The 425-nt window shown below is 70.6% G+C and carries 1 protein-coding gene; it reads left to right on the top strand.

Annotated elements, in window-relative coordinates; all coding sequences use genetic code 11:
• Window positions 1-329, top strand: a 329-nt coding sequence (locus G3I78_RS48975) for a fumarylacetoacetate hydrolase family protein (protein ID WP_164437135.1), incomplete at its 5' end; no start/stop codon positions are given.
• Between the last annotated feature and the right edge of the window lie 96 nt (window positions 330-425).

Genomic DNA, 425 nt, shown 5'->3' with positions numbered 1-425 from the left:
AGAACTGCGAGACGTTCAACCCCATCGGCCCCTGGTTCGTCACCGCCGACGAAGTCCCCGACCCCCAGGCCCTGGGCCTGCGTCTCTGGGTCAACGGCGAACCGAAGCAGGCCGGTTCCACCGCGGACCAGATCTTCCCGGTGGCAGAGGTCGTCCGCTACCTGAGCCAGTTCATGGCGCTGTACCCGGGCGACGTGATCAACACGGGGACACCGGCGGGGGTGGCGATGGGCCAGCCGGATCCCAAGCCGTATTTGAGGGCGGGGGATGTGGTGGAACTGGAGATCGACGGCTTGGGCCGCCAACGCCAGGTCCTGGCGGACGCGTAACGCCTGCCGGCGGGGGTGCGGGTACGGGTACGCCGGCCGGCGTGGGTGCGGGTACGTCGGCGCCCGCGCCACCGTTGCGCCTGCGGCGGGCTTTCG

The sequence above is a fragment of the Streptomyces sp. SID13726 genome, from assembly GCF_010548375.1.
Classification (GTDB): Bacteria; Actinomycetota; Actinomycetes; order Streptomycetales; family Streptomycetaceae; genus Streptomyces.
This window is presented reverse-complemented; position numbering and strand designations above follow the sequence as displayed.